General features: G+C 54.4%; 20 protein-coding genes and 1 riboswitch. Of the genes, 5 read left to right on the top strand and 15 right to left on the bottom strand.

Annotated features, from left to right (window positions below; all coding sequences use genetic code 11):
• Positions 1-109: 109 nt before the first annotated feature.
• The 6 genes from EC840_RS00100 to moaA form a co-directional block, all read right to left on the bottom strand.
• Positions 110-820: a Bax inhibitor-1/YccA family protein gene (locus tag EC840_RS00100; RefSeq protein WP_013576373.1), complete on the bottom strand. Its 711-nt coding sequence runs from the start codon at positions 818-820 to the stop codon at positions 110-112.
• A gap of 118 nt (positions 821-938) precedes the next feature.
• The gene (gene moaE / locus EC840_RS00095) at positions 939-1,391 is read right to left on the bottom strand and encodes a molybdopterin synthase catalytic subunit MoaE (protein WP_112291721.1); all 453 of its coding nucleotides are present in this window, start codon (positions 1,389-1,391) and stop codon (positions 939-941) included.
• Position 1,392: 1 nt separating this feature from the next.
• Positions 1,393-1,638 (bottom strand): molybdopterin synthase sulfur carrier subunit, encoded by a 246-nt coding sequence (gene moaD / locus EC840_RS00090; protein ID WP_132963723.1) that lies wholly within the window; start codon positions 1,636-1,638, stop codon positions 1,393-1,395.
• A complete protein-coding gene (gene moaC, locus EC840_RS00085; protein WP_129638413.1) occupies positions 1,635-2,138 on the bottom strand; it encodes a cyclic pyranopterin monophosphate synthase MoaC in 504 nt (167 codons plus the stop codon). The genes moaD and moaC overlap by 4 nt, the downstream gene beginning before the upstream one ends.
• Positions 2,139-2,140: 2 nt before the next feature.
• Positions 2,141-2,653 carry a molybdenum cofactor biosynthesis protein B gene (moaB, locus tag EC840_RS00080; RefSeq protein ID WP_112291715.1) on the bottom strand — a complete coding sequence of 171 codons (513 nt, stop codon included), beginning with the start codon at positions 2,651-2,653 and terminating at the stop codon, positions 2,141-2,143.
• A 31-nt stretch (positions 2,654-2,684) separates the two neighbouring features.
• A complete protein-coding gene (gene moaA / locus EC840_RS00075) occupies positions 2,685-3,671 on the bottom strand; it encodes a GTP 3',8-cyclase MoaA (RefSeq protein ID WP_112291713.1) in 987 nt (328 codons plus the stop codon).
• Positions 3,661-3,817, bottom strand: a riboswitch (molybdenum cofactor riboswitch). (Overlaps the previous gene by 11 nt.)
• 272 nt (positions 3,818-4,089) lie before the next feature.
• Here moaA and yvcK point away from each other — a divergent pair.
• Complete coding sequence (yvcK, locus tag EC840_RS00070; RefSeq protein WP_112291711.1) at positions 4,090-4,998, top strand: uridine diphosphate-N-acetylglucosamine-binding protein YvcK; 909 nt, start codon at positions 4,090-4,092, stop codon at positions 4,996-4,998.
• A 65-nt stretch (positions 4,999-5,063) separates the two neighbouring features.
• On the opposite strand, the gene EC840_RS00065 is transcribed toward yvcK, so the two are convergent.
• The 4 genes from EC840_RS00065 to EC840_RS00050 all read right to left on the bottom strand — a co-directional run bounded on the left by EC840_RS00065 (position 5,064) and on the right by EC840_RS00050 (position 9,043).
• Complete coding sequence (locus EC840_RS00065) at positions 5,064-5,588, bottom strand: isochorismatase family protein (RefSeq protein ID WP_113877897.1); 525 nt, start codon at positions 5,586-5,588, stop codon at positions 5,064-5,066.
• Between the two features lie 40 nt (positions 5,589-5,628).
• Positions 5,629-5,997, bottom strand: coding sequence for a VF530 family protein (locus EC840_RS00060; RefSeq protein ID WP_013576381.1), 369 nt, complete (start codon positions 5,995-5,997; stop codon positions 5,629-5,631).
• 66 nt (positions 5,998-6,063) lie between these two features.
• Positions 6,064-8,070, bottom strand: coding sequence for an excinuclease ABC subunit UvrB (gene uvrB / locus EC840_RS00055; RefSeq protein WP_129638409.1), 2,007 nt, complete (start codon positions 8,068-8,070; stop codon positions 6,064-6,066).
• A 544-nt stretch (positions 8,071-8,614) separates the two neighbouring features.
• Positions 8,615-9,043, bottom strand: coding sequence for a hypothetical protein (locus EC840_RS00050; protein ID WP_113877900.1), 429 nt, complete (start codon positions 9,041-9,043; stop codon positions 8,615-8,617).
• A 16-nt stretch (positions 9,044-9,059) separates the two neighbouring features.
• Between EC840_RS00050 and EC840_RS00045 the strand changes: the two genes are divergently transcribed.
• Entirely contained in the window at positions 9,060-9,770 is a 711-nt protein-coding gene (locus tag EC840_RS00045; protein WP_113877901.1) for an ATP-binding cassette domain-containing protein, read from the top strand.
• A gap of 4 nt (positions 9,771-9,774) precedes the next feature.
• On the opposite strand, the gene bioD is transcribed toward EC840_RS00045, so the two are convergent.
• The 4 genes from bioD to bioB form a co-directional block, all read right to left on the bottom strand.
• Positions 9,775-10,455: a dethiobiotin synthase gene (gene bioD / locus EC840_RS00040; protein WP_112291703.1), complete on the bottom strand. Its 681-nt coding sequence runs from the start codon at positions 10,453-10,455 to the stop codon at positions 9,775-9,777.
• Positions 10,456-10,580: 125 nt separating this feature from the next.
• The gene (gene bioC, locus EC840_RS00035; RefSeq protein WP_113877902.1) at positions 10,581-11,372 is read right to left on the bottom strand and encodes a malonyl-ACP O-methyltransferase BioC; all 792 of its coding nucleotides are present in this window, start codon (positions 11,370-11,372) and stop codon (positions 10,581-10,583) included.
• Complete coding sequence (bioF, locus tag EC840_RS00030) at positions 11,356-12,507, bottom strand: 8-amino-7-oxononanoate synthase (RefSeq protein WP_132963722.1); 1,152 nt, start codon at positions 12,505-12,507, stop codon at positions 11,356-11,358. Before bioF ends, bioC begins: the two co-directional genes overlap by 17 nt.
• A 3-nt stretch (positions 12,508-12,510) precedes the next feature.
• Positions 12,511-13,539 (bottom strand): biotin synthase BioB, encoded by a 1,029-nt coding sequence (gene bioB, locus EC840_RS00025; protein ID WP_132963721.1) that lies wholly within the window; start codon positions 13,537-13,539, stop codon positions 12,511-12,513.
• A gap of 142 nt (positions 13,540-13,681) precedes the next feature.
• Between bioB and bioA the strand changes: the two genes are divergently transcribed.
• Positions 13,682-14,959 carry an adenosylmethionine--8-amino-7-oxononanoate transaminase gene (gene bioA / locus EC840_RS00020; RefSeq protein WP_132963720.1) on the top strand — a complete coding sequence of 426 codons (1,278 nt, stop codon included), beginning with the start codon at positions 13,682-13,684 and terminating at the stop codon, positions 14,957-14,959.
• Here the strand turns inward: bioA and EC840_RS00015 are convergent, their stop codons facing one another.
• Complete coding sequence (locus tag EC840_RS00015) at positions 14,960-15,913, bottom strand: LysR substrate-binding domain-containing protein (protein WP_112291420.1); 954 nt, start codon at positions 15,911-15,913, stop codon at positions 14,960-14,962. It lies immediately after the preceding gene.
• A 155-nt stretch (positions 15,914-16,068) separates the two neighbouring features.
• Between EC840_RS00015 and EC840_RS00010 the strand changes: the two genes are divergently transcribed.
• Positions 16,069-17,223 carry a methionine aminotransferase gene (locus EC840_RS00010; RefSeq protein WP_132963719.1) on the top strand — a complete coding sequence of 385 codons (1,155 nt, stop codon included), beginning with the start codon at positions 16,069-16,071 and terminating at the stop codon, positions 17,221-17,223.
• A gap of 41 nt (positions 17,224-17,264) precedes the next feature.
• Positions 17,265-18,044: an ABC transporter substrate-binding protein gene (locus EC840_RS00005; protein ID WP_112291422.1), complete on the top strand. Its 780-nt coding sequence runs from the start codon at positions 17,265-17,267 to the stop codon at positions 18,042-18,044.
• Positions 18,045-18,206: the final 162 nt, after the last annotated feature.

Raw genomic sequence — 18,206 nt, 5'->3', positions numbered from 1 at the left:
GAAATTATCACCTTTCCAAAAGGTGGTAAAAACCGCCATTGCCGCGGCTCCGGCATAAAAAAAGGGACACTTCTCAGTGCCCCTCTCAAACGTTTGCAATCAAAAACCGTTACCGGCGGTTGCCGAAAATCCGCAACAGCATCAGGAACAGGTTGATGAAATCGAGATACAACGTCAGTGCGCCAACAATGGAGTATTTACGGAAGTTATCGCGATCATCAGCAGACAACTGCGCACCCATGTTTTTCAGCTTCTGTGTGTCATACGCCGTCAGACCGACGAAGATAAGCACACCGGCGTAAGAAATGATGTTCGCGAGGCCGGAGCTTTTCAGCCACATGTTCACCAGCGATGCCAGCACCAGGCCGATCAGCGCCATGAACAACATGCTGCCGATACCGGTAAGGTCACGCTTGGTCACGTATCCGTAAACACTCATCGCGCCAAACATACCGGCGGCGACAATGAAGGTACCGAAAATCGAATCACCGGTGTAGACCAGGAAAATACTGGAAAGCGTCAGCCCGGTCAGCGCGGAATACAGCATGAACAGACCGGTGGCGACCGTGCCACTCAGGCGATTCACCATGCCGGAAATCACGAAGACCAGCGCCAGCTGCGCGATGATCAAACCGAAGAAAGTAATCTGGCTGGAGAAAACAAAACTCATGATTTTCTCAGAGCCGGAAGCGTACCAGGCCACAAATGCGGTCAGCAGCAAACCACAGAACATCCAGCCATACACTTGCGCCATGTACGCCTGAATGCCGGTATTCGCGCGTTCAACAATTGAACCGTTACTGCGTGGATATCGATCCATGATGATTACCCTTTTGCATGGAGGACAAAAAATGAGGCCAAAACAGCCTCCCGATTTTTTAAGCGTATCACAGATAGAGAGAAAAGCATGGAAGGTCTGCGTGCGGTTGAGATGCGATTTACCAGCGCGCCGCGGCCTGTTTATCGCTGTCACGGGCATCAACCCAGCGGTCGCCCTCTTCCGTGGCCTCACGCTTCCAGAACGGTGCGCGGGTTTTCAGATGATCCATAATGAATTCATTGGCTTCAAAAGCCATGCCACGATGCGCGCTGGTCACGCCGACAAACACGATTTCATCGCCCGGATACATCGGCCCGACGCGGTGATAAACCGACACGCGTTGCAGTGGCCAGCGGGTACGGGCTTCAGCGACAATCTCTGCCAGCGCTTTTTCGGTCATGCCCGGATAATGTTCCAGCGTTAACGCGCTGACATGATTACCCAGATTGTGATTGCGCACTTTGCCGGTAAACGTCACCACAGCACCGTCGGCGTCAGATTGCGCCAGCCAGTTGTACTCATCACCCACGCTGAACGGCGCGGCATCCACAACAATTTTCGTCAGGTCCATCTCAGCCTCCGGTGACCGGTGGGAAGAAGGCCACTTCATCGCCTGCCGTGAGCGGATGCGCCATCGTGGTCAGCGTCTGGTTAACCGCCACCAGTAATTTTCCGGATTCCAGCGCCAGTGCCCAGCGGTCGCCGCGTGCGGTCAGCGAAGTCCGTAATTCTTCCACCGTCGGGAATTCTGCCGCAAGTTGCAGGCTGGAGGTGCCGGTCAGTTCGCGTACCTGCGCGAAGAACAGAACGTCGATCATACTTCCACCTTACCTTCCGCTTTACCTTCCACCTTAAAGTCTCCGGATTTGCCGCCGGTTTTTTCCAGCAGGCGGATCGGGCCGATCACCATATCTTTCTGCACCGCTTTACACATATCGTAAATAGTCAGCGCCGCCACAGAAGCCGCCGTCAGCGCTTCCATTTCCACGCCGGTTTTGCCACTCAGACGGCAGCGGGATTCGATGCGAACGCGATTATGTTCCGGCTGCGCGTCGAGATTCACTTCCACTTTGGTCAGCAACAGCGGATGACACAGCGGGATTAAATCCCAGGTCTTTTTCGCCGCCTGAATGCCGGCGATACGCGCCGTAGCAAACACATCACCTTTGTGGTGGTTGCCGTTAATGATCATCGCCAGCGTACCGGCCGCCATTTCAACAAAGGCTTCGGCTCGCGCTTCGCGAACCGTTTCGGCTTTACCGGAGACATCCACCATGTGCGCGTCGCCGGAAGCATTAATGTGAGTGAGTTCAGACATACTTATTTCTTCAAATGTGGAGTGAAATTGCATGGTCCCTGACGGGCGTCGAGCTGCGCTTCAATGATGTTGTCCCAGGCGGTCTGGCAGGCGCGGGTCGAGCCGGGCATAGCGAAAATTACCGTCTGGTTGGCGATGCCGCCAATGGCGCGCGACTGAATGGTCGAGGTACCGATATCTTCAAATGACACCATGCGGAACAACTCGCCAAAACCTTCGATTTCGCGGTCAAACAGCGGTTTCAACGCTTCCGGCGTATTGTTGCCGGCGTTAAAACCGGTACCGCCGTTGATCAGAATCGCCTGGATTTTTTCATCCGCAATCCACGCAGAAACCACGGCGCGGATGCTGTAAATGTTTTCTTTGACAATTTGCTGTGCGACGACGTGATGGCCGCTTTCGGTCACGGCCTCTTTCAGGTAATGCCCGGACGTGTCTTCAGCGTCGGTGCGGCGGTCGGAAACCGTCATGATCGCCACAGATAAAGGCAAAAACTCTTTACTGGCTTTGCTCATCAGTTTGCTCCTTAAACGATTAATGCCGGACTCAGCCGCCGATAAACGACAGGTTCTGGGTAATTCCGGTATTGCCTTCATGCAGGAAGTGAGTTTGTTTTTTGCGGCTCAGGCCGCCCTGAATGCGGTCCATCAGATCGTCCTGCTGCATGTCGTTGGCTAATAAATCACGCAGAGGGATGCCCTGCTCGCCGAAAAGACACAAATGCAGATTGCCGATGGCAGACACGCGCAGCCGGTTACAGCTGGCGCAGAAGTCTTTTTCGTACGGCATGATCAGACCGATTTCACCGAGATAATCCGGATGGCTGAAGACCTGTGCGGGGCCGTCGCTGCGGGAGCGAACCTGCAACTGCCAGCCCTGACGCACCAGCTGTTCGCGAAGCACTTCGCCCGACACGTGATGTTTGCGGAACAGATCGCCGCCGTCGCCGGTTTCCATCAGTTCGATGAAACGCAGTTGGATCGGACGGGTTTTGATCCAGTCGAGGAACGTGTTCAGGCTGGCGTGATTCACATCGCGCATCAGCACGGTGTTAACTTTCACCTTGCTGAAACCGGCGTCAAAAGCCGCGTCGATTCCGGCCATCACATCGCGGAATTTATCCTGACCGGTGATGGCGTGAAACTGGCGGGCATCGAGACTGTCGACGCTGACGTTGATGTTGGTCAGACCGGCATCGCGCCATTTATCGATATCACGCGCCATACGATAACCGTTAGTGGTCACCGCGAGGGTTTTGATGGAAGGATTTTCGCGCACTGCGGCAATGATCTCGCAGAAATCGCGGCGCAGCGACGGTTCTCCACCGGTCAGGCGCACTTTTTCTGTCCCTAAGTGAGCGAACGCGCGGCTGACCCGACGGATTTCATCGAGCGAGAGAAAACTTTTATTGCTGTGTCCGTGCGGCTTGTAGCCGTCCGGCAGACAATAGGTGCAACGAAAATTGCACACGTCTGTGATCGACAGCCGCAAGTAATAAAACTTGCGGGCAAAAGCATCAGTAAGTTGAAGCACCTTAACACCTTTCCAGATACGGGAGATGCGGGCATTTCTGCCATACACCCTGGTGACTTTCGTCACGGCCAGGGCTCCATATTGTTTCTGTGGGAACGACGTCAGAAAGGCAACTTAGGAACCAGGGCTAGGAGTTGATTCATCCGATCCATAGCGGAGCGATGATGAATACGGGGGTAACGGGGCATATTCTAACGCCGCAAAGTCCGGATCGCCAAGATGGTTTTTCGTTATGCATTTTGATATATAACGATTTTTCACGACAAAAGACAGCATTTTCAAGGCTAAAAGCGTTTGATTTTGAATACGCTGAGTCTGCAAATGTCGTGCCCTTAAGTGATAACATCTTGTTGCAAAGTTAGGTAAAATCCCCGCAGAAAATTGATTTATATCGCCACTCCCCATCGAAAGGAAAACCATGCGTAACCGAACATTAGCAGACCTCGACCGGGTGGTGGCGTTAGGCGGAGGTCACGGGCTTGGCCGCGTGATGTCCTCCCTCTCCTCTCTCGGCCCGCGTCTGACCGGCATCGTGACCACCACGGATAACGGCGGTTCGACCGGCCGCATACGTCGTTCCGTGGGTGGCATTGCCTGGGGCGATATGCGCAATTGCCTGAATCAGCTGATTACCGAACCGAGTCTGGCCTCCGCGATGTTTGAATATCGCTTCAGCGGGCAGGGCGAACTCGACGGGCATAATCTGGGGAATCTGATGCTGCGCGCGCTCGATCACCTGACCGTGCGTCCGCTTGAAGCGATCAATCTGGTGCGCAGTCTGCTGAAAGTGGATGCCGAATTGATCCCGATGTCAGAACAGCCGGTCGATCTGGCCGCCATTGATGCCAACGGTGAAACGGTTCACGGCGAAGTGAATGTCGATAAACTGACGCAGATCCCGCGAGAACTGCGGCTTGAACCTCAGGTGCCGGCCACGCGCGAAGCATTGCAGGCGATTGCAGAAGCTAATCTGATCCTGATTGGTCCCGGCAGTTTCTTCACCAGCCTGATGCCGCTGTTGCTGATGAATGACCTCACCACAGCGCTGCGTCGCAGCCGTGCGCACATTGTGTATATCGGCAATCTGGGGAAAGAACTCAGCGTCGCCGCGGCGTCTCTGACGCTGGATAACAAACTGGATATGATAGAAACGCGTATTGGCCGCCGTGCGGATGCCGCGATTGTCGGTCCGAAAGTGACTGTTGGCGGAAGCGCCGCTGAACATCTGATTATTCAGAGCCCGCTTGAAGCCAGTGATGTGCCCTATCGCCATGACCGCGATATGTTGCGGGCGGCCATCGAAGAAGCGCTGCAAAAGATGCTCTGATTTACTGAATAGCAGAAACAGGAAAGGCCGCGCGATGCGGCCTTTTTTGCGTCCGGAAACTGAATTTACTGCCAGTCAGCCAGGATCTCAGCGGTAGTTTTCACGGTAACCGGATTCCCCGGCACGGATAACTCACGCCACACTTCATTATGCTGGCCGATCAGTTGCTGCGCCGTCACATGCGTGCGGTCGCCGGTGGTATGCGCGTCCGATGCGACGGTCACGGCATAGCCTTTGCTGGCGGCAACTTTGATGGTGGTATCAACGCAATAATCCGTTGCACAACCACAGACCGTAAAACGGGTCGCGTTCAGTTCCTGCAATACCGATTCGAGCGTAGTGCGATAGAAAGAATCACAGGCGGTTTTGGTGACAGAAACTGCCCCTTCCGGCTGATGAATTTCAGGTAACACTTGCCAGAATTCACTGCCTTCGGTCATTTCACCTTCGGCGTGCTGGATGAAAATAACCCGCCCTGCCCGGTCAATCAGCTGATTAATGCGCTCAGCCCGTCCGCTGCGATCATAACGCGGGGAGGCGAACACCCCGTTTTGCATATCGATCACGATAAGAACCTGTTGCTCTGACACGATCCTTCTCCTCAAATGAACAGAATGAAATGCGCGTAAATTACTTTTTCACCAGCGGATGGTTATTCCACGGGCTGTCAGCAGCCGGTTTGGCGGTACTGACTTTTGGCTTTTGCGGAGCCTGTGCTGAGAGCGGTGTGCGGCGCTTGCTGCGGGTCATGTCCGGGCGCAGATGACCTTCAATGAAATCCAGATACAGCGTTTCCACTTCCTTGCGCGCCCACGGCGTACGGCGCAAGAATTTCAGGCTGGATTTCACACTCGGGTCACTTTTAAAGCAGTTGATATTCACCTGCGAGGCCAGCGCCGGCCAGCCAAAGTTATCCACCAGCGTTGTCAGCAGTTTTTCCAGCGTGACGCCGTGCAGCGGATCTTTCGCTGCGCCAGGATTTTGTGGTGTGTCAGTCATTGGCTCGCTCTTCGTTAAAATGTCTGGGTCATGATTTTTAAGCCGCGCAGTCTACCATCCTTCTCGTTATGAAATCGCAATAAACTGCTCGCGCAAGGCATGCAGTTCGTCGCGGGTGTTTGCTGCTTCTTCGAATTCCAGATTCTGCGCGTGCGCATACATCTTGCTTTCCAGCTCTTTGATGCGTTGCTCCAGCGCTTTCGGCGTGAGCGATTTGAAGGTTTGCGCCGCTTCTGCATCGCGTTTGTCTTTGTTCTTTTTGGTCTTAGGCTGACCGAGTTGCAGGATGTCGGAGATCTTCTTATTCAGCCCCATCGGCGTGATGCCGTTTTCGAGGTTATACGCTTCCTGTCTGGCGCGGCGACGTTCGGTTTCTTCAATGGCGCGGGCCATCGAGTTGGTAATTTTATCACCGTAGAGAATCGCTTTACCGTTGAGGTTACGCGCCGCACGGCCAATGGTCTGGATAAGCGAGCGCTCAGAACGCAGGAAGCCTTCTTTGTCGGCATCCAGAATGGCCACCAGCGACACTTCCGGCATATCCAGCCCTTCTCGCAGTAAGTTGATGCCGACCAGCACATCGAATTCACCCAGACGCAAATCGCGGATGATCTCCACACGCTCGACGGTATCGATGTCAGAGTGCAGGTAACGTACTTTCTCGCCGTGTTCTTCCAGATACTCGGTCAGGTCTTCCGCCATACGCTTGGTCAGCGTAGTGACCAGCACACGCTCGTTAACCGCCACACGTTTACGGATTTCAGACAGCAAGTCGTCCACCTGGGTGGTCACCGGACGCACTTCGATGATCGGATCCAGCAGACCGGTCGGACGCACCACCTGATCGACCACATCATCACCGGATTTCTCCAGTTCGTATTTACCCGGCGTGGCCGAAACATAAATACTTTGCGGCGCCAGCGCTTCGAATTCCTCAAAGCGCATCGGGCGGTTATCCAGCGCGGAAGGCAGACGGAAACCGTATTCAACCAGCGTTTCTTTACGCGAGCGGTCGCCTTTGTACATCCCGCCGATTTGCGGAATGGTCACGTGGGATTCATCAACAATCAGCAAACCGTCGGCAGGCAGATAGTCGAACAGTGTCGGAGGTGCCTCGCCCGGCCCGCGCCCTGAAAGGTAGCGCGAGTAGTTTTCGATACCGGAGCAATAACCCAGCTCGTTCATCATTTCGAGATCAAACTGGGTGCGCTGACTGATACGCTGTTCTTCCAGCAGTTTGTTATTGGCCAGCAGCACTTTACGGCGATCCGCCAGTTCGACTTTGATTTCTTCCATCGCCTGCACGATACGTTCGCGTGGGGTCACGTAGTGCGTTTTCGGGTAGATGGTGAAACGCGGCACTTCGTGCTGCACCTGACCGGTCAGCGGATCAAACAGCGACAGACGTTCGACTTCCTGATCGAACAGTTCGATGCGCAGCGCCAGATCGTCAGATTCTGCCGGGAACACATCAATGACTTCACCGCGCACGCGGAAAGTACTGCGCTGGAAAGCCTGATCGTTACGGGAATATTGCAGCTCCGCCAGACGCCGCAAGATGGCTCGCTGATCGATAATCATCCCTTTGGTCAGATGCAGCATCATCTTAAGATACAAGTCCGGATCACCCAGACCGTAGATGGCAGAAACTGACGCTACCACGATGACATCCCGGCGTTCCAGCAGGGCTTTAGTCGCGGAAAGACGCATTTGCTCAATGTGTTCGTTCACTGAGGCGTCTTTTTCAATAAACGTGTCTGAGCTCGGGACATAGGCCTCGGGCTGATAGTAATCGTAGTAGGAGACAAAATATTCAACCGCGTTCTCCGGAAAGAACTCTTTCATCTCGCCATAAAGCTGCGCCGCGAGCGTTTTGTTCGGGGCGAGCACCATCGTCGGACGGTTCAGGTCAGCAATCACATTCGCCACGGTAAAAGTTTTGCCTGAACCGGTCACCCCGAGCAACGTCTGGTGCGCCAGCCCGTTCTCCAGCCCTTCTTCCAGGCGGCGTATCGCCTCAGGCTGATCGCCTGAAGGTTTAAATTCGGAATGCAGTTTGAACTCTTTACTCATGACGGGCTACCTGACTGAAATGAAAATGCACAAGGCCGTACGGGCTGAACCGGTGAACAGTTCGGGGAAAAATAGTATGAAAGACTTCGCAAATTTTGCCAGCCCAAATTTTACCGCCGTCATAATACTGTATATAAAACCAGCTTCCAACCGATAAAATCAGCGCCTCTTTTAACATCTTGCTGACACTGCACTTTTTTAGGTTACGGCAAATGAAAATTCTCACCATCAGTTGACATTTTTATCCCGATATTTATCTCTATTCCCTTTCTGACAACAGCTTGACGAAAATTGTCACAACGATGACGAACGAATTACGCCTGTATTGCTTTTATCTAACTTATTGATTAAAAACAGTATCATCAAAAAGCTGCGAATACGGGCAAACTGAGCGGAGGCCGCATTCTGACTCGGCTGTAGCAACTTTTCTTACTCTCATGCACAAGGTTATCCACAGGAATAGTGGATAAGTCTCAGCACACCAGGCGCGGCGGGAGTTGGTAAAAAACCAGTTTTTGCTTCGTCAGCGTCTGAGAGCTCTTTTTTAGTTATTTTTTATCTTTTTTATCTCCTTATTTATGCCTATTTCCCCTGGATTTACCGGCTGATCTTTCTTGCAAAAATCAAAAGTGCATCTGATGAGGATTATCCAGCTTCCGAACGGCGCAAACCTTGCACCAAAATCAGTGAAACCGGCACTGCCAAAGTGCAGTTTTCTTTTACAAGGGCTCACGCCGAATCTCAAAATCCTGACAATACACTTGAATAATCCTAAATCATTCGTGCGAAGCCTGTTAACAGCCACGTAACGTCTCTTTTTATCACTGCCTGATAAAACTTGGCCTGAGAGTTGCAAATTCACTCTTTGAAGAGATTTCGTGAAGGATTCCCCTGTAGAACGCACATACAGCGGAACATAAATGTCAGAAACATGACAGTGGCCGTCAAAATGCAGTCCGGTGAAAAGCTCCATGAGGGAGGTATGCCTGATGTTAAGTGTAAAATCCGTTAATCAGTACTATGGGCAAAAACATATTCTTTGGGACATCAATCTCGAACTGTACCGCGGGCAATGCACCTGCCTGATCGGGCGAAATGGCGTGGGCAAAACGACGCTGGTCAATTGCATCATGGGCCATCTTCCGGTGAAAAGCGGCGCCATTTCCTGGCAATCGCGTGATGAAGAGCCGCAAAGTCTGCTGAATCTGCCAGTGGAAAGCCGCGCACAGATGGGTATCGGTTATGTGCCTCAGGGGCGGCAGATCTTTTCGCAGATGAGTGTCGATGAAAACCTGCAAATCGCCATGATGGCGAGCCGGAATAAGACGCGTCGGGTGCCTGAAGAAGTCTATGACCTGTTTCCGGCGTTAAAAGAGATGGGCACGCGTAAGGCGGGAGAGCTTGATGAAAGCCAGCAGCAACAGCTGGCGATCAGCCGGGCGCTGGTTCAGGAGCCCGAATTACTGATACTGGATGAACCGACCGAGCACACCAGCGCGTCGATGGCGGCGAATATGGGCAACATTATTCACCGCCTGAACCGGGATCTGGGTCTGACATTGTTGCTGGTCGGCCACAAACTGCCGTTCATCCGCAGCGTCGCCGACCGGTTCTGTCTGGTCGATGGCGGCCGCGATGTCGCACAGGGCACGCTGGCACAGCTCGACGATCAGTTAATCAAAAACTATCTGACGGTCTGACGTTTCATGCCGTGAGACGGTCAAGATCAAGATATTGTCCCAGATTAACGTCCAGTCCGGCGCTCAGGTACGGGATCTCGCCCAGCAGCGGCGCAGGCAGCATACGCGTGAGCGTATCCATATACGCCTGATGATGCTTCCCCGTTTCCTGCACGTCGTTGGCTATCCAGCCCGCCAGATGCAATCCGCTTTGTGCGATGGCCTGCGCCGTCAGCACCGCGTGGTTAATGCAGCCGAGGCGCATTCCCACCACTAACACCACCGGCAACTGCTCGGCGATAACCCAGTCAGCAAAGGTATAATCCGCGGTCAGCGGCGTATACCAGCCGCCCGCGCCTTCCACAATCACCCAGTCCGCCAGCGGTTCCAGATGGCGTAAACCTGCGGATAACACCTGCGGGTCAACCGGACGCTTTTCCAGTTCGCTGACGATGTGCGGTGAGGTCGGTTCGATAAAAGTGCACGGGTTCACTTCGTCATAACGCAGACCCACGGTGCTGTAAGCCTGCAACGCCAGAGCATCACTGTTACGTGGCCCTTCGGCGGTCATTTCACTGCCAGATGCCACCGGTTTGTATCCGGCTGTTGTGTGTCCGGCGCATGCGGCGGCCTGCAAAAAAGCGGTGGTCGCGACGGTTTTCCCGACTTCAGTGTCGGTGCCGGTAATAAAGTATTTTTGTTTCATGATTTATTTTAATAAACGTCTGGTGTTGGTTGGCTCCCTCCCCGCATTGAAATCAGGTTTTGCTCCTCCCCCTGCGAAGGGGGAGGAAGCAGACCGCGGCTGTTTCAAACCTGGGAGGAGCTTTGTTAACGTGGGATCAGTTCTTCGACCTGCAAAATGCCGTAGACCAGCCGGTAATTGAGGGGCAGGATGCCGTCGCGCCGGACGTAGTGTTTTTCCAGCAATTGCAGACGTTCGCGTCCGCCCAGACCGCCGAGGCGGCCATTTTTGATATGCGTCGCGCCGATGCCTTTCAGCGAGCGCATCAGTGACATCACATCGGGGAATTCGGCCACGTGGTCGCTGAAGGTTACTTCGTGGCGATACGGTGCGCAGGCTTCAGCGATTTTGTCCGGCGTCAGAAACTGGTTCACATGACGGCGGCCATCGACTTTCATCCACGCGGCAGCCAGTTCGTTAAGCGAACCTTCCGCCAGCGTGGAAAACAGCACCAGCCCGCCGTTGCGGGTGACGCGGTGCATTTCTTCCAGCGCGCGCGGCAACGCGTTACACCACTGCACCGCCAGATTGCTGAAACAAATGTCGACAGAATTGTCGGCGAACGGCAAACGTTCGATGTCGCCCGGCACGTATTCATCGGCAGAATCCAGCTCACGGGCACGATCTAACATGCCGCTTGAGAGATCCAGCGCAATAACCTTTTTGCCCTGCGCCTTCCAGTGACGGCTGAAATAACCTGTGCCGCAGCCCGCATCGACGACCAGATTACCGGCGTCTTTAAGATACGGCGCTGCCAGCGCCAGTAATTCCTCGCCTACATCACGCTGCAATTGTGCGGCGTTTTCATAACTGATGGCGGCGCGACTGAACGCGTCGGCCACCGCTTGTTTGTTCACTAATTCAGTGACTGCACCCATGAAGGGACTCCAGCAAAAAATCGATATCTTCCGGCTCATGCGCCGCCGTCAGGGTAATACGCAACCGCGCACTGCCCGGCGGCACCGTCGGCGGACGGATGGCGCTGATCCACAACCCGTGTTCACGCAACGCCGAAGCCAAGTCCAGCGCTGGCTGATTCTCACCCACAATAACGGGCTGAATAGCGGTCTGTGAACCGGTCAGCTGATAAGGTAAACCAGCGGCACCCGCGCGAAAACGGGCAATATTGGCCGCCAGTTTATCACGCAAGTCATCACCCTGCCGGACTCGTGCCAGCGCAGCCTGTAACGCACACACCTGTGCGGCGGGCATCGCCGTGCTGTAAATCAGATGACGGGCGAACTGCAAAAGATAATCCGCAGTCGCATCATCACACAGCACTGCCGCCCCGCTGCAGCCGAACGCTTTTCCGAATGTGACGACCAGCAGCTCCGGCCGCACGCCCTGCTGCCAGCAACTTCCGCGTCCTTCCTTGCCGGTCACGCCCACGCCGTGCGCATCATCCACCATCAGCCAGCTGCCGTGCGTTTTCGACAAATTATGCAGCTCAGCTAATGGCGCAGCGTCACCGTCCATACTGAATACGCCTTCCGTCACCACCAGCGTTTCACCGCTCACCGGCTTTTCCAGCAGACGATGCAGGGAATCCGGCTGATTGTGATGAAAACGCCGTAATTGCGAAGGCGCATGTGCCGCGGCTTCCAGTAAAGACGCATGACTGAGTTTGTCGGCCAGCACGCGATCCTCAGCCTGCATCAGCGCAGCAAGGATCGCCTGATTGGCGGCAAAACCGGAGATAAACAACAACGCACGCGGATAACCCTGCCAGTCCGCCAGTTGCTGCTCAAACTCGGCATGCGCCTGACTGTAACCGGTGACGTGCCCGGACCCGCCGCTGCCGACGCCATATTTCACCGCGCCCTGCTGCCACGCGGCGATCACATCGCGGTCCTGACTCAGGCCGAGATAATCATTGCCCGAAAAATTCAGATAACGCCGCTCGCCCTGCGTCAGAAAACGCGCGCTGCCGCCCTCATTTGGCTGGCGCACACGAAATGCCGCCGCCTGTTTACGCGCCGCGACAGCTTCGTTAATCCGCGTTTGCCAGCTCACCGGTTATACCGCCGCGTTGTAGAACTGATCGGTATCAGCATGAACCAGTTGTTCGGCCAGCGCGGCCTGTTGCTGGTTGTCGCCCATTTCTGTTTCGAATGACTGAGGATTCAGCCCCAGTTTGCCAAACAGAATTAAGTCTTTATCTTCCGCCGGATTCGGCGTGGTCAGCAGTTTGCAGCCGTAGAAAATCGAGTTAGCACCTGCCATAAAGCACATCGCCTGCGTCTGCTCGCTCATCTGCTCGCGACCTGCGGAAAGACGCACGTAAGATTGCGGCATCATGATGCGCGCCACGGCGATGGTGCGGATGAAATCGAACGGATCCACATCGTCATTATTGGCCAGCGGCGTGCCTTTGACTTTCACCAGCATGTTGATCGGCACGCTTTCCGGCGGTACCGGCAAGTTCGCCAGTTGCATCAGCAAACCGGCGCGATCTTTGACCGTTTCGCCCAGCCCGACAATTCCGCCGGAACAGACTTTAATGCCCGCACCGCGCACTTCCGCCAGCGTATCCAGACGTTCCTGATAGCTGCGGGTGGTGATGATGCTGCCGTAAAATTCCGGCGAGGTATCGAGGTTATGGTTGTAGAAATCCAGACCAGCGTGCGCCAGACGCTGCGCCTGCGTGGTGTTCAGCGTGCCGAGCGTCATGCAGGTTTCCATGCCCATTTCCTTCACGCCCTGCACCATTTGTTCGAGATACGGCATGTCACGGTCGTGCGGATTTTTCCACGCGGCGCCCATGCAGAAACGGGTCGAACCGGCGGCTTTCGCCTGACGGGCAGATTCCAGCACCTGTTCCACCTGCATCAGACGTTCAGATTCCAGCCCCGTTTTGTAACGGGAACTCTGTGGGCAGTATTTACAGTCTTCCGGACAGGCGCCGGTTTTAATCGACAGCAAGGTGCTGACCTGCACCTGACGCGGGTCAAAATGCTGACGGTGAATTTGCTGAGCTTCGAACATCAGCTCCAGGAACGGCTTATCGAACAGAGCCTGCGTTTTTTCCAGCGTCCAGTGGGACATGACGACATCTCCAAATAATGCAACCAGAATGATTTTGGGGTTAATGTTTTATGATTAGTAAACCATTTTTAATTTGTTTTGGTTTACCGTCAACGTTAAAATTATTTTTTAGTTTACAACTTAGCTCCCGCAGGACTTATTTATGACACCCGCCGATATTGAATTCGATCAGCGCCACATCTGGCATCCGTACACTTCGATGACCAAACCGCTGCCCGCGTATGCCGTGGAATCCGCGTCCGGCGTGATGTTGCAACTCGCCGATGGACGTCAGCTGGTTGACGGTATGTCATCCTGGTGGGCAGCGATCCACGGATACAATCACCCGCAGCTCAATCAGGCCGCAGTCGAACAAATCGGCAAAATGTCACATGTGATGTTTGGCGGGATCACGCATCCGTCAGCGATTGCGCTGTCGCGCCGTCTGGTGGAAATGACGCCTGCCGGACTGGAATGCGTGTTTCTGGCGGATTCGGGTTCGGTTGCCGTCGAAGTGGCGCTGAAAATGGCGATGCAATACTGGCAGGCGCGCGGCGAAAAACGCCAGACCTTGCTGACGCTGCGCAACGGCTATCACGGCGATACCTTTGGCGCGATGTCAGTGTGCGATCCGCAAAATTCGATGCACAGTTTGTATCAGGGATATCTGCCGCAGCATCTGTTTGCCGATGCGCCGCAAAGCCGCTTTGACGGCGAATGGGATGAAACGGATATCACGCCCTTCGCCAGAATGCTCGATGAGAACCACAGCAAAATCGCCGCCGTCATTCTGGAACCGGTGGTTCAGGGCGCGGGTGGAATGCGGATCTACCATCCGTTGTATCTCAAACGTGTGCGCAAGTTATGCGACGAATACGGCGTGCTGCTGATTGCCGATGAAATTGCCACCGGGTTTGGCCGTACCGGCAAGCTGTTTGCCTGCGATCACGCCGGGATTTCGCCGGATATTCTGTGTCTCGGCAAAGCGCTGACCGGAGGCTATATGACGCTTTCGGCTACCTTAACCACCCGTCATGTGGCGGAGGTGATCAGTAACGGCGAGGCGGGATGTTTCATGCATGGCCCGACCTTTATGGGCAATCCGCTGGCCTGCGCGGTCGCCAATGCCAGCCTGCGGTTGTTAGCCGAAAACCGCTGGCAGGCACAGGTTCTGAATATTGAAAAACAACTGAAAGCCGAACTACAGCCACTGGCGGAACATCCGGCCGTCGCCGACGTGCGGGTGCTGGGCGCAATTGGGGTGGTAGAGATGCGCCAGCCGGTGAATATGGCGCAGTTGCAGAAACACTTCGTTGAGCAAGGCGTGTGGATCCGTCCGTTCGGCAAGCTGATTTACCTGATGCCGCCGTATATCATTTCGGCAGAAGAGTTGAGCAAACTGACCAGCGCCATTGCCAGCGCGCTGGCTGCGATGTACTGATCAGTTTGCGCTGACTAAACGGTGTGACGTCGATAACAGCGCGCTCAGCTTTTCCCGGCTGAGCCGCGCTTCTTCATTGAGAAAATCAATCGCTACTTTTAGTGCAGGCGTCGGATTTTCCGGATACAGCAACGTATAAGATGCGCCGCTCGCCACGCACAGCGGGAACGGTGCGACAATCCGCCCCGCCTGCAAATCGTCCTCAATTAATGTCAGATCGCCAATCGCCACGCCGTATCCCTGCAACGCAGAATTAATGGCCAAATCCAGCGTATCGAAATGCTGGGATTTGGCTGAAGGCAGCCCCTGAACGCCCTCTTCCCGCAGCCATAACAACCAGTCGCGACGATCCCGCGTCGGGTGCAACAGTGTTTTATCCTCAAGATCTGCCACTGCAGTTTGCCCTTTATGACGCGGCAAAAAATCAGGCACACAGACCGGTGTCAGCACTTCATCAAACAAATGATGTGCCCGGCGCGGTGATTCCGGCGGACGGCCAAAGACTACGGCAGCATCAAAATGCTCACTGCTGAAATCCACGCCATGAGCGATGGAGGCCGTCAGCTCAATCTGCATATCCGGGCGATCATTTTGCAGCTGGATAACGCGCGGCAGCAGCCAGCGCATCGAACAGGTCGGGCATTTAATGCGCAGCGTATCAGGGTGCGAACCGACGCGTTTCAGGGCTTCCCCCATCAGCGCCAGCGCCTGTTGTACCGGCGGTAAAAGTTGCGCCCCGCGCGGGGTCAGCGTCAGCCCTCTGGCCTGACGCAAAAACAACGGATAGCCCAGCGTGGACTCAAGCCCGGTTATCTGGCGGCTGACCGCGCCCTGCGTGATATGCAACAACGAGGCGGCATGGGTCAGATTTAGCGTCTGCGCTACAACCGCGAAGGTTTTCAGCACGTTGAGCGAAGGCAAATTCAGGTACGGCAGTTCAGGCGAAAAGCTCACTGTTACCTCGTTATAAACGTCATTAAGCCATGACTTCAGATCATAACGAGTATGACAAACTTTCCATTGTCGGCACAGGGGAACTGTTGCTTAATCATTCAAACCCTGTTTTACCTTCTTATGGCCGCCCGGCCTGTATTTTTTGGGGAAATGCTATGAAGAGCGCCATGTCGCCGCAGTCTAAATTACCGGACGTCGGCACCACTATTTTTACCGTCATCGGCCAGCTCAGCGCCGAGCATAATGCCCTGAATTTATCGCAAGGTGCGCCGAACTTTTCCTGTCAGCCCGCACTGATTGAAAGTGTCGCTAAAGCCATGCGCGAAGGTCATAACCAGTACGCGCCGATGAGCGGCGTGGCGGCCTTACGTCATGCGCTTTCTGCCAAAGCCGAAGCACTTTACGGCTGCAAATATGACGCCGACAGTGAAGTGACCGTGGTTGCCAGCGCCAGCGAAGGCCTGTATTCCGCCATCAGCGCGCTGGTACATCCGGGCGATGAGGTCATTTATTTTGAACCGTCGTTTGACAGCTACGCACCGATTGTCCGTTTGCAGGGGGCGAAACCGGTGGCCATCGGCCTGTCGATGGACGATTTCAGCATCGACTGGGATCAGGTTGCCAGCGCCATCAACAGCCGCACGCGAATGATCATCATCAACAGTCCGCACAACCCGACCGGAGCAATCTTTACGGATTTTGATATCGAGCGTCTGACCGCGCTGACCCAGAATACAGATATCGTGATTTTGTCCGACGAAGTGTATGAGCACGTAGTGTTCGACGGTGAGCGCCACGAAAGCATGGCCTGCCATCCGCAACTGGCAGAACGCAGTGTGATTGTGTCGTCGTTCGGCAAAACTTATCACGTCACCGGCTGGCGCGTGGGCTATTGCCTGGCACCGGCAGAGCTGATGAGTGAAATCCGTAAAGTGCATCAGTTTATGATGTTCTCCGCGGATACGCCGATGCAGGTGGCTTTCGCCGAAGCACTGGCTGATCCGCAAAGTTATTTAGGTCTGGCGGATTTTTATCAGCAAAAGCGCGACCTGCTGGCCGAAGCGCTCAGTGAATCCCGCTTTGAATTACTGCCAAGCCGTGGCAGCTTCTTTATGCTGGCGCGTTTTAGTCATTTCAGCCCGCTGACCGACGACGAATTTGTGCTGAGCCTGATCCGCGATCATCAGATTGCCACCATTCCGCTCTCGGCTTTTTATAGCAATAACAAACCCACCGGGCTTATCCGCCTGAGTTTCGCCAAAGACAACGACACGTTGTACGAAGGCGCACGCCGCCTGTGTCGCGTCTGAGCCTTTGCATTTATCTACATCACGCTGGGGAATTGTGAATAATGAAAAAGTTAAAAATCGCATTGCTGTTAGGTTGTGCCGTGGCCTCTTTCTCCGCGCTGGCGGACGGTTCCACACTCAAATTTGGTCTGGAAGCGCAATATCCGCCGTTTGAATCCAAGAGCGCGACCGGTGAGTTACAAGGTTTTGATATCGATCTGGGCAACGCCGTCTGCGCCGCCGCCAGCGTGAAATGCGAATGGTTTGATACCTCATTCGACGGTCTGATTGCGGCATTGCAGGCGCGTAAATTTGATGCGATCAACTCAGCCATGAACGTGACAGAAAAACGTCGTCAGGCGATTGATTTCACCAACGTGATTTACCGCGTACCGAGCAAACTGATTGCGAAGAAAGATTCCGGCCTGCTGCCAACGGTTGAGTCGCTGAAAGGCAAACATATCGGCGTGTTGCAGGGTTCGATTCAGGAAAGCTACGCGCAGGCACACTGGGCACCGAAAGGCGTAGATATCGTCTCTTATCAGGATCAGAATCAGGTTTATCTGGATCTGTCCTCCGGTCGCCTTGATGGCACTTTAGTACTGGCGCCAGCCGGTCAGAGCGGGTTCCTGTCGCGTCCGGACGGTAAAGATTATGGCTTTGTCGGCGACGCCGTGCGGGATGACAAAATCCTCGGCAGCGGTATCGCATTCGGCCTGCGCAAAGGCGATACCCAGCTGAAAGAGAAGCTGGATACGGCGATCGCTAAAGTGCAAAAAGATGGCGTGGTGAAAGAGCTTTCGAAGAAATACTTTGGCGATATTGATGTGAGTGTGAAGTAAAGCCGCCGGAAAGACAGGTTTTGCTTTTGCTCCTTTGAAGGGGGAGTCTGGGAGGGAGTTTTAAGGGTGTTCTGGTCTAGTAAAAGTTGACACCCCATTAAGCGGCGACCTCATATTCGTTTGGTGAAAGACCACCAAGATGGGTATGAGGTCGCCACATAT

Origin of the sequence: Rahnella sp. JUb53 (assembly GCF_004346065.1) — a bacterium.
GTDB classification, from domain to species: domain Bacteria; phylum Pseudomonadota; class Gammaproteobacteria; order Enterobacterales; family Enterobacteriaceae; genus Rahnella; species Rahnella variigena.
The sequence above is the reverse complement of the archived record's forward strand: the minus strand, read 5'-3'. Positions and strand labels throughout refer to the sequence as shown.

Coding starts and splice junctions, on each gene's coding strand:
- moaC (WP_129638413.1), bottom strand. CDS start 2,138: ATGTCTGAACTCACTCACATTAATGCTTCCGGCGACGCGCACATGGTG.
- moaE (WP_112291721.1), bottom strand. CDS start 1,391: ATGGACCTGACGAAAATTGTTGTGGATGCCGCGCCGTTCAGCGTGGGT.
- bioC (WP_113877902.1), bottom strand. CDS start 11,372: ATGGGTGCAGTCACTGAATTAGTGAACAAACAAGCGGTGGCCGACGCG.
- yvcK (WP_112291711.1), top strand. CDS start 4,090: ATGCGTAACCGAACATTAGCAGACCTCGACCGGGTGGTGGCGTTAGGC.
- EC840_RS00010 (WP_132963719.1), top strand. CDS start 16,069: ATGAAGAGCGCCATGTCGCCGCAGTCTAAATTACCGGACGTCGGCACC.
- EC840_RS00100 (WP_013576373.1), bottom strand. CDS start 820: ATGGATCGATATCCACGCAGTAACGGTTCAATTGTTGAACGCGCGAAT.
- uvrB (WP_129638409.1), bottom strand. CDS start 8,070: ATGAGTAAAGAGTTCAAACTGCATTCCGAATTTAAACCTTCAGGCGAT.
- moaD (WP_132963723.1), bottom strand. CDS start 1,638: ATGATCGACGTTCTGTTCTTCGCGCAGGTACGCGAACTGACCGGCACC.
- EC840_RS00005 (WP_112291422.1), top strand. CDS start 17,265: ATGAAAAAGTTAAAAATCGCATTGCTGTTAGGTTGTGCCGTGGCCTCT.
- bioB (WP_132963721.1), bottom strand. CDS start 13,539: ATGTCCCACTGGACGCTGGAAAAAACGCAGGCTCTGTTCGATAAGCCG.
- EC840_RS00045 (WP_113877901.1), top strand. CDS start 9,060: ATGTTAAGTGTAAAATCCGTTAATCAGTACTATGGGCAAAAACATATT.
- EC840_RS00060 (WP_013576381.1), bottom strand. CDS start 5,997: ATGACTGACACACCACAAAATCCTGGCGCAGCGAAAGATCCGCTGCAC.
- bioD (WP_112291703.1), bottom strand. CDS start 10,455: ATGAAACAAAAATACTTTATTACCGGCACCGACACTGAAGTCGGGAAA.
- bioA (WP_132963720.1), top strand. CDS start 13,682: ATGACACCCGCCGATATTGAATTCGATCAGCGCCACATCTGGCATCCG.
- moaB (WP_112291715.1), bottom strand. CDS start 2,653: ATGAGCAAAGCCAGTAAAGAGTTTTTGCCTTTATCTGTGGCGATCATG.
- EC840_RS00050 (WP_113877900.1), bottom strand. CDS start 9,043: ATGGAGCTTTTCACCGGACTGCATTTTGACGGCCACTGTCATGTTTCT.